Genomic DNA, 9,378 nt, shown 5'->3' on the forward strand with positions numbered 1-9,378 from the left:
GGGGCTTCCGGGTGGGGGCACAGGTCAGCGTTCGCCGACGGCGCCCTCGGCCGCGTCGGCCCATTCACGCCACTGCTGCGCCTGCGCGAGCGCCTTCTCCGCGTCCTTCGCGCGGCCGGCCGCAGACGCCTTCGCGGCCTGCTCCTCGAACTGGCGGACTCGCTCGCGGAACTGTGCGGCGCGCGCCAGCGCCTCGGGGTCGGTGCGGCGCCATTCGGACTCGGCGGCCTCGCGCACCTGCTTCTCGATGGACCGCAGCCGAGCCTCGAGGTCGTGCATCCGTTCCCGCGGAACCTTCCCGATCTGCTCCCAGCGGTCCTGAAGTTCCCGCAACTGCGCGCGGGCGGCGTCGATATCGCCCGCCGGGTCGATCGTGGTGGCCGACAGGAGCGCCTCCTTCGCCTTGGCATTGTCCTCGAACTCCGCGTCCCGTTCGGCGCTCGCCGCGTTGCGGGCCGCGAAGAAGACGTCCTGGGCACCCTTGAAGCGCTTCCACAACTGATCGTCCGCCTCGCGGGGCGCCCGGCCGACGGCCTTCCACTCGGCCAGCAGATCCCGGAATGCGGCGGCGGTCGCCGCCCAATCGGTGGAGTCCCGGAGCGCCTCCGCACGTTCGACGAGTTCTTCCTTGCGGCCCTTCGCGGCGGCCCGTTCCCGGTCGAGTTCGGCGAAGTGTGCACCGCGGCGCCGGTTGAACGCTTCGCGGGCCTTCGAATAGCGACGCCACAACGCATCGTCGACCTTGCGATCGACGCCGCGAATGGTCTTCCACTCGTCGAGGATCACCCGGAGTCGATCGCCTGCGGACTTCCACTGCGTGGATTCGGCACCGATCTGTTCGGCCTCCGCGGCAAGAGCCTCCTTGCGGGCGGTGTTCTCCGCGCGCTGATGCTCCTTTTCGTGTCGGGCGGCCGTCGCGGCCTTCTCCGAATCCGCGACGATCGTCGCGAGTCGCGCGGTGAGCGCGTCGAGGTCGCCGATCACCGCCGCCGTCGGCAACGATTCGGCAAGCGCCTCCGCGGCCGCCCGCGTCTTCTTCGCATCCCCGGAACCGGAGGCGAGTCGGGACTCGAGGATCGCGACCTCGGTCGCCAAATCGTCGAAGCGACGCCCGAAGTGCGTAAGGCCCTCGGCTGCGTCACCCGCCTGCCACGAACCGATGCACCGCTCGCCGCTGGAGGTGACCACCCACGCGGTGCCGTCCTCGTCGACCCTGCCGAACAGGCTCGGGTCGCTTTCGGGGACCGCCGGCGTCGTCGCGTGCACGTGGGAGGCCACCGGATGCGGCTTCGGGGCGTGCTCGGCTCCGGGGCGTGCACCGCCGGGGATGGGCGCGTCCGGTTTCGGAGCGGCGGGTGCCGGCACGGCATCGGATTCGGCGGTTGCGCTCGTGTCCTGTGCGTGGGGGTCGGTCATCGGGTCCTCATCTCTGCCGCGCGGCACGGCTGCCTGGTCGCATGGCTCATCCGTAGGTCCGCCGCGGGTTCATCCGCGACGATGTCCGCCCACCATTGAAACAGGTCGCGCGGACGCGGGGCGGCGGGTCCGGTCGACTACCGTGGCCGGTGTGCTGACCGCTGCGGTATTCGTGCCGTCCCCACCGCTGCTCGTGCCCGAACTGAACGGCCTCGCCGCACGCGAGACCGAAGAGTTGCGCGATGCCGCGATCTCCGCGGTCACCGAGATCGCGGACTGCTCACTTTGGGTCGTCGTCGGAGCAGGTGCGGCCGCGGAACGTGTCGCGGCGACCGCCACCGGCACATTCCGCGGCTACGGCGCCGATGTCCGGGTCGATCTCGGACCGGACGCGACCGGGAGCCCAGACCCTGATCTGCCGCTGCCGGCACTGATCGCCGGGTGGTTGCGCGATCACGCCGCTCCCGCCGTACGCGCGGAGGTCCACATCGTGGATGTCGGAACCGGACGCGACGAGTGCACCCGGCTCGGGCGGCAACTCCGTGCCCGACTGGACGACGAAAACACCCCCGGTGGGCTGTTGGTGATCGCCGACGGGGCTGCCACCCTGACCGCGAAAGCGCCCGGTGCATTCGATGAGCGCGCCGCCGCCGTCGAAGCCCTCGTCGCCGACGCTCTCGCCGCGGGGGATCCGTCGGTGTTGACGTCGCTCGACCCCGACCGATGCGCCGAGGTCGACCTCGCGGGGCGCGCTCCGTGGCAGGTGCTCGCCGGGGCGTTCACCACCGCACCGGCAGCGGCGAAGATCGCCTACCGCGGCGCGCCGTACGGCGTCGGCTATCACGTCGGGATCTGGCGGCCGTGAACGAGGCTCTGACGGCGGTGGCCGCGCGGGTGCCTGTCGCGGTCGTCGGTCCGACCGCCACGGGCAAGTCCGATCTGGGTCTGGACTTGGCGCGCGCGCTCGGCGGCGAGATCGTCAACATCGACGCGATGCAGCAGTACCGCGGCATGGACATCGGCACCGCGAAATTGACTGTCGACGAACGCCGGGGGATCGCACACCACCAACTCGACGTGCTCGACGTCGCAGACACCGCCACGGTCGCCCGCTACCAGGAGTCGGCCAGCGCAGACGTCGAGGCGATCCGTGCGCGCGGTGCCGTCCCGATCATCGTCGGCGGCTCGATGATGTACGTGCAGTCGCTGCTCGACGAATGGGAGTTCCCGGCAACCGACCCGCAGGTCCGCGCCAAGTGGGAGGCGGTACTCGCAGACGGTGGCCTCGCTGCCGTGCACACTGCGCTGCAACAATCCGACCCGGTCGCCGCCGAGACGATCCTGCCGACCGACGGTCGTCGTATGGTGCGGGCACTCGAGGTCGTCGAGCTGACCGGTCGGCCGTTCGCGGCGTCGCAGCCGCAGCGTGGGGAACCCCGCTGGGGCACCGTCGTCCTTGGAGTGGACAGGGACACCACCGAACTCGACGAACGTATCGCGGAGCGCACCGATCTGATGTTCGAGCGCGGACTCGTCGACGAGGTGCGCGGTCTGCTCGACCGCGGTCTGCGTGACGGGGTGACCGCGAGACGTGCCATCGGCTACGCCCAGGTCATCGAATATCTCGACGGTAACTGTGACCTCGATCATGCCCGCGAGCGCACGTTCATCGGCACACGGCGCTACGTCCGGCGGCAGCGTTCCTGGTTCCGTCGCGACCCGCGAGTCCAGTGGCTCGACGGCGCCGATCCGGACCTGGCTGCCGCGGCTCTGCGTGTCGTGGCAGCGTCGGTGTCACAGCAGCCCGATGGATAAGCTGGCCGGCATGGAGTTCAGCAAAGGGCACGGCACCGAGAACGACTTCGTGATTCTCCCCGATCCGGACGCCCGGCTCGATCTCGTGCCGGAACGGGTCGCCGCACTGTGCGACCGGCGCCGCGGTCTCGGCGCCGACGGCATTCTGCGGGTGGCGCGGGCGGGCGCACTCGTCGACAACGGCGTGCTCGCGACCCTTCCGGACGGTACCGCCGCCGACGACTGGTTCATGGACTACCGCAACGGGGACGGCTCGATCGCCGAGATGTGCGGCAACGGTGTCCGGGTCTTCGCGCACTATCTGTGTGTCCAGGGGTTCGAGAGCCGCACCGATTTCGTCGTCGGCAGCCGCGCCGGAGCCAGGCCCGTGCAGGTGCACGCCGCCGGACCGGTAGACGGCGAGGTCACCGTCGACATGGGTGTTGTCCGTGAGTTGGGGGAGTCCACGGCGACCGTCGAGGGCCGGATGTACAAGGGACTCGGCATCGACGTCGGCAATCCCCACCTGGCGTGCGTCGACCCGCAGTTCGCCGGGGCAGGCCTGGCCGCGCTGGACCTGTCCGCTCCCGGATTCGATCCGGGCTTCTTCCCGCTCGGGGTCAACATCGAGTTCCTCACCCCCATCACGTCCGGTGCCGTCGAGATGCGCGTCCACGAACGGGGTGTCGGGGAGACCCGGTCGTGCGGCACCGGGACCGTCGCCGCGGCGACCGCCGCGCTGCGGTTCGACGGCGCCGACTCGGGCGTCGTCGAGGTGCGGCTTCCCGGCGGTGCGGTGGAGGTGCGGATCGAGGATGCGCGGGCGTCCCTGCGCGGCCCTTCCGTGCTGGTCGCGACCGGTTCGATTTCGGATGCGTGGTGGGCGGCGCTCCGCTGATGCTCCGCGTGTTCGCGATGCCGGGAAAAACTCGAATGCACGATGCCCGGCGACGTGGGACGATGGATTCTGTATGACGAACACACAGAACGTGACGAACACAGAGCATGTGACGAACGCGCAGCATTCGACGCGCGAAGCGACGCCCGTGACCGAGAAACGCGCAGACAACGGCGGATGGACACACGACCCGTCGATCGGCGAGATGCAACTCGACGATCGCAGTGCTCTCCGGCGCGTCGCGGGCCTGTCCACCGAACTCGAAGACATCACCGAAGTCGAGTACCGCCAGCTCCGGCTCGAACGAGTAGTTCTCGTCGGAGTGTGGACCGGCGGCACTGCAGCACAGGCAGAGGCAAGCCTCGCCGAGCTCGCGGCCCTCGCGGAAACCGCAGGGTCCGAAGTGCTGGATGGACTCGTCCAGCGCCGCGACAAGCCGGACGCTGCGACCTACATCGGTTCCGGCAAAGCCGACGAGTTGCGGGAGGTTGTCGTCGCCACCGGCGCCGACACCGTGATCTGCGACGGTGAACTCACCCCCGCGCAGCTCACCGCGCTGGAGAAGATCGTCAAGGTCAAGGTCATCGACCGCACGGCGCTGATCCTGGACATCTTCGCGCAGCACGCCACATCCAGGGAAGGCAAGGCGCAGGTCTCCCTCGCGCAGATGGAGTACATGCTTCCGCGCCTGCGTGGCTGGGGCGAATCGATGTCGCGGCAGGCCGGTGGTCGTGCCGGCAGCAACGGTGGTGTCGGACTGCGTGGCCCCGGTGAGACGAAGATCGAAACCGATCGGCGTCGTATCCGCGAACGGATGGCCAAGCTCCGGCGGGAAATCAAGGGGATGAAGGCGGCCCGCGACACCAAGCGGACCCGGCGGCTCCGCAACCGCATTCCGTCGGTCGCGATCGTCGGCTACACCAATGCCGGGAAGTCGAGCCTGCTCAATGCGCTCACCGGGTCCGGAGTTCTGGTGCAGAACGCGCTGTTCGCGACACTCGATCCGACCACTCGCCGTGCGGCACTGCCGGACGGCCGCGAATTCGTGTTGACCGACACCGTCGGGTTTGTCCGACACCTCCCGACCCAGCTCGTCGAGGCGTTCCGGTCGACGCTGGAGGAGGTCGCGGATGCGGATCTGCTGATGCACGTCGTCGACGGATCCGATCCGCTACCGACCGAGCAGATCAAGGCGGTCCGCGAGGTCGTCACCGACGTGCTGCGCGAGACCGATGCGCCGGCGCCGCCGGAACTGATCGTGGTGAACAAGATCGATGCCGCCGACCCGGTGATGCTGATGCAGCTACGAGGACTACTGCCCGACGCGGTCTTCGTGTCGGCCCACACCGGCGAAGGTCTCGACGACCTACGCGACCGGTTCGCCGACCTGCTCGAGGATCCGGACGTCGAGGTCGAGGTGATGCTGCCGTACACGCGCGGCGACCTTCTGGCCCGCATCCACACCGACGGGCAGATCCTCGAGTCCGCGCACGTGGAGGACGGTACCCGCGTCCACGCTCGGGTACCGCAGGCGTTGGCCTCGGCGTTGGTCGAATACGCGGCCTAGTGCGGGCTGGGGCGGGGCGCGCGTTCGTCGCTGCACTCATGGCGCCGACGGCCACCCTCGTCGCGGCGGCACCGGCGATCGCCGACACCCAGGACGTACCGGTCGCCGACGTGCAGCAGGGGGTGCTGTGCACCCCGTCCGATGCCGGGCTCGCGGAACTGTCGGGACTTGCCGTGCTCGACGGTCGCCTGTTCGCGGTGCCCGACGCCGGGTCGGACGAATCCGCGGTCGAGCTTGGCGACGACTGCTCGACGGTGCGCCGCATCCCGGCGCCCGTCGACCCGTACGACGTGGAGGATTTAGCATCTGGACCGGACGGGCGACTGTGGTTGTCCGATACGGGTGACAACACGGCCCGCCGGGACACTGCGGCGTTGATCTCGCTCGATCCCGACACCGGTGCGGGTGACTTGTACCGGCTGACCTACCCGGCCGGCGCCCGCGACGCCGAAACCCTGCTCATCGGCCGTGACGGTGTGCCGTTGGTGGTGACCAAGGCATTGTTCGGCGCGAGCAGCATCTACCGGCCGGCGGGTGGACGGACCGTTGCGAACCTCACGTCTCCGGGTCCGAATCCGCTCGAAGAGGTCGGCACTCTCCGGCTCGGACCCACCGACACGCCGGGTGGGCCGCTGGCCGGCGGGTCGTCGACCCTGATCACCGGGGGTGCGGTGAGCGCCGACGGCACGGTCGCGGCGGTCCGCACCTACACCGATGTGTATCTGTTCCACGCGCCGGACGGTGATCTGGCCGCCGCGCTCGCGACCGGCCCGGACCTGCGGATTCCCGTTCCCGGAGAACCGCAAGGGGAGGCGGTCGCGTTCACCGCGGACGGTGATCTGCTCACTGCCTCCGAAGCGAACGGGGGAACGCTGCCGGAGATCCGGATGTGGCCCGGCGTCGCCGCAATGTTCGCACCCGACCCGGCGGACGACCCGGAGCACACTGCCTCCGGGTCGACGAGCATCGCAGCGGACATCGCGATGATCGTCGCCGGCGTGGCGGTCGCCGCGGTGCTGCTCGCCGCAGGGGCCGGCCGGTGGCGCCGCCGCACGGCTCAGCGTCGGTGACCTTCAGGCGTCGAGGTCGGCGACCACCAGGTCCGCGACTTGCGCCAGCACAGCGTCGTCGTCGCAGGTGACGGTGACGACGGTGCCGCATTCGGCGCCGAGCGTCATGATCATCAGCGCCGAGCCTGCGTCGACCGGCTCGCTGCCGTCCACCGACAGGGTGACCGGGACGCCCGCCGCGACGACTGCCTCGGCGATGATTCCGGCGGGACGCGCATGCAGGCCGATGGACGAGCCGACGGTGACGGTGGTGCTGGACATGGGGTTCTCCTTCGATTGGGTGGGTCTGGTTCGGTGGTGGTCAGGCGGCGACCGGCTGTGGTGCCGGTGCCGAATTGGTCAGGTGGGCGGGACGGTTGATCTCCTTGGCGAGCGTGACACACACCGCGGCGACGACGGTGCCCGCGGCCAGTGCGACGAAGAACCACAGGACGCGGTCCATCGCGAAGATCACGAACACGCCGCCGTGTGGGGCGCTGAGTGTGACGTCGGTCGCCATCACGAGCGCACCGGTCACCGCGCCGCCGACCATCATCGACGGGATCACCCGGAACGGGTCGGCCGCGGCGAACGGGATCGCGCCCTCGGAGATGAAGGACGCGCCCAGCAGCCAGGCGGCCTTGCCGTTCTCCCGCTCCGCGGGACTGTAGAGCTTCGGGCGCACCGTCGAGGACAGGGCCATTGCCAGCGGCGGCACCATGCCCGCGGCCATGACCGCCGCCATGATCTGCAGTGAGGCGTGGTTGTCGACGGCCAGTCCGGCGACGGCGAACGCATAGGCGGCCTTGTTGACCGGGCCACCGAGGTCGAAGCACATCATCAGACCGAGGATCATGCCGAGAATCACCGCGGAGCCACCCGACAGACCGTTCAGCCAATCGGTGAGACCGGTGGTGATCGCGGCCAGCGGCCGTCCCAGCACCAGGAACATCAGGGCGCCGACGATGAGGGTAGCGAGCAGCGGGATGATCACGACGGGCTTGAGTCCGCGAGCCCACACCGGGAGCGGAATGCGTCCTACCCACAGTGCGGCGAAGCCGGCGATGATGCCGCCGACGAGCCCGCCGATGAAGCCGGCACCGACGAAGACCGCGACGGCGCCCGCCGTGAATCCGGGTGCCAGTCCGGGGCGATCGGCGATCGCGAAGGCGATATAGCCGGCGAGGGCGGGCACCAGGAATGAGAACGCCAGTGATCCGAGCTGGAACAGCACTGCGCCGAGATAGGCGGCCAGTCCACTCTCCGGCAGGTTCCACAAGGTGTTGTCGACGACGAGGTCTGCGGCGGAGTCGGAAATGTTGTAGCCACCGAGCAGGAATCCCAGCGCGATGAGCAGGCCGCCCGCGGCGACGAACGGAATCATGTAGCTCACGCCGGTGAGCAGGATCTGCCGGATTCGGGTGCCCCAGCCGAGTTCGCCGGTCTCGGTCGACCTCGATGAGGTCCGCCCCGACTCGCCAGGAACCGAGCCGGCCTCGACGATCGCTGTGGACGGGTCGGCCGCGGCACGAACCGCCTCGGCGATCATCGTGTCGGGTTCGTTGATGGCGCGTTTGACGCCGGATGCGATCACGGGCTTACCGGCGAAACGTTCGCGACCCTTGACGCCGACGTCCGTCGCGAAGATGACGGCGTCGGCCGCGGCGATGGTCGCGGGGGGCAGGGGAGTGCTGCCGCTCGAACCCTGGGTCTCCACGCGGACGGTGACGCCGGCGCGCTGTCCCGCGGCGGTGAGCGCGTCGGCGGCCATGTAGGTGTGGGCGATCCCGGTCGGGCAGGCGGTGACCGCGACGATGGTCCGTTCGGTGGGGGCCTCGGCGTCGGAGAGGGCCTCCCGCTCCCGTTCCTGCTCGTGCGCTACCTTCGGTGGCATAGGCAGCACACCCTCGACGAGGGCGACGATTTCGGCTTCGGTGGCGGCGTCGCGTAGCGATGCGACGAAGTCGGGCCGGACCAGTGCGCGAGCAAGTGACGACAGCAGTTTCATGTGTTCGGCACCGGCACCTTCCGGTGCGGCGATGAGGAACACGAGGTCGGCGGGTCCGTCGGGAGCACCGAAGTCGACCCTCGGTGCCAGGCGGGCGAAGCCGAGCGAGGCCACGGTGACGGATTCGGACCGGCAGTGCGGGATGGCGAGGCCACCGGGAAGTCCGGTCGCGGACTTGCTCTCCCGGGCCAGGGCAGCGGCGGTGAGGGCATCGGCGTCCGACGCGCGGCCGGCGGCGGCGAGCCGGGCGGAAAGTGCACTGATCACCGATGCCTTGTCGGTGCCCAGGTCCGCATCGAGTGTGATGAGGTCCGCGACGATGATCGCGGGTCCGCGATCAGGGCGGGGTGCGCTGTCTGGCATGGAAGGTCCTTACGGGTGGTGGGACGGTACCGGGGATCGAGGATCCAGGTCGGTGATGTGGACGGCGTCGGGATCGACGGAGGCCGGTGTGGGCAGTTCGGTGCCGGGCAGGGCGACTGCCGCGCATCCGTACGCCACCGCGTGCCGGAGCCGGTCGGCGGGGCCGAGGCCGGCGTGGTCGGCGATGAGATATCCGGCGAGCGACGAATCGCCGGCACCGACCGTGCTCCGGGCCGTGACCGGTGGTGCGACAGCTCGCCACGCGCCGTCGGCGGTGACCAGG

General features: G+C 69.8%; 9 protein-coding genes. 5 read left to right on the forward strand and 4 right to left on the reverse strand.

Going from position 1 to position 9,378, the window contains the following annotated elements; translation table 11 throughout:
• Positions 1 to 24: 24 nt before the first annotated feature.
• Positions 25 to 1,416 carry a DUF349 domain-containing protein gene (locus tag WAX14_RS10210; protein ID WP_422627969.1) on the reverse strand — a complete coding sequence of 464 codons (1,392 nt, stop codon included), beginning with the start codon at positions 1,414 to 1,416 and terminating at the stop codon, positions 25 to 27.
• A 151-nt stretch (positions 1,417 to 1,567) separates the two neighbouring features.
• Here WAX14_RS10210 and WAX14_RS10215 point away from each other — a divergent pair, with 151 nt between their 5' ends.
• From WAX14_RS10215 to WAX14_RS10235, 5 genes are all read left to right on the forward strand, one after another.
• Positions 1,568 to 2,281: a class III extradiol dioxygenase subunit B-like domain-containing protein gene (locus WAX14_RS10215; protein ID WP_422627970.1), complete on the forward strand. Its 714-nt coding sequence runs from the start codon at positions 1,568 to 1,570 to the stop codon at positions 2,279 to 2,281.
• Positions 2,278 to 3,231, forward strand: coding sequence for a tRNA (adenosine(37)-N6)-dimethylallyltransferase MiaA (miaA, locus tag WAX14_RS10220; protein ID WP_422627971.1), 954 nt, complete (start codon positions 2,278 to 2,280; stop codon positions 3,229 to 3,231). Before WAX14_RS10215 ends, miaA begins: the two co-directional genes overlap by 4 nt.
• 10 nt (positions 3,232 to 3,241) lie before the next feature.
• Positions 3,242 to 4,108 (forward strand): diaminopimelate epimerase, encoded by an 867-nt coding sequence (gene dapF / locus WAX14_RS10225; protein WP_422627972.1) that lies wholly within the window; start codon positions 3,242 to 3,244, stop codon positions 4,106 to 4,108.
• 73 nt (positions 4,109 to 4,181) lie between these two features.
• Complete coding sequence (gene hflX, locus WAX14_RS10230; RefSeq protein WP_422627973.1) at positions 4,182 to 5,675, forward strand: GTPase HflX; 1,494 nt, start codon at positions 4,182 to 4,184, stop codon at positions 5,673 to 5,675.
• A 38-nt stretch (positions 5,676 to 5,713) separates the two neighbouring features.
• A complete protein-coding gene (locus tag WAX14_RS10235) occupies positions 5,714 to 6,745 on the forward strand; it encodes a hypothetical protein (RefSeq protein WP_422627974.1) in 1,032 nt (343 codons plus the stop codon).
• Between the two features lie 3 nt (positions 6,746 to 6,748).
• Here WAX14_RS10235 and WAX14_RS10240 read toward each other — a convergent pair whose 3' ends face one another.
• The 3 genes from WAX14_RS10240 to WAX14_RS10250 all read right to left on the reverse strand — a co-directional run.
• A complete protein-coding gene (locus WAX14_RS10240; protein ID WP_422627975.1) occupies positions 6,749 to 7,006 on the reverse strand; it encodes an HPr family phosphocarrier protein in 258 nt (85 codons plus the stop codon).
• Between the two features lie 40 nt (positions 7,007 to 7,046).
• On the reverse strand, positions 7,047 to 9,095 hold the full coding sequence (locus WAX14_RS10245; RefSeq protein WP_422627976.1) for a PTS fructose transporter subunit IIABC: 2,049 nt from the start codon (positions 9,093 to 9,095) through the stop codon (positions 7,047 to 7,049).
• A 9-nt stretch (positions 9,096 to 9,104) separates the two neighbouring features.
• Positions 9,105 to 9,378: PfkB family carbohydrate kinase (locus WAX14_RS10250; RefSeq protein WP_422627977.1), on the reverse strand; the 274-nt coding region annotated here is incomplete at its 5' end.

It is taken from the genome of Rhodococcus sp. (in: high G+C Gram-positive bacteria) (genome assembly GCF_049299235.1).
Taxonomy (GTDB): Bacteria; Actinomycetota; Actinomycetes; order Mycobacteriales; family Mycobacteriaceae; genus Rhodococcus.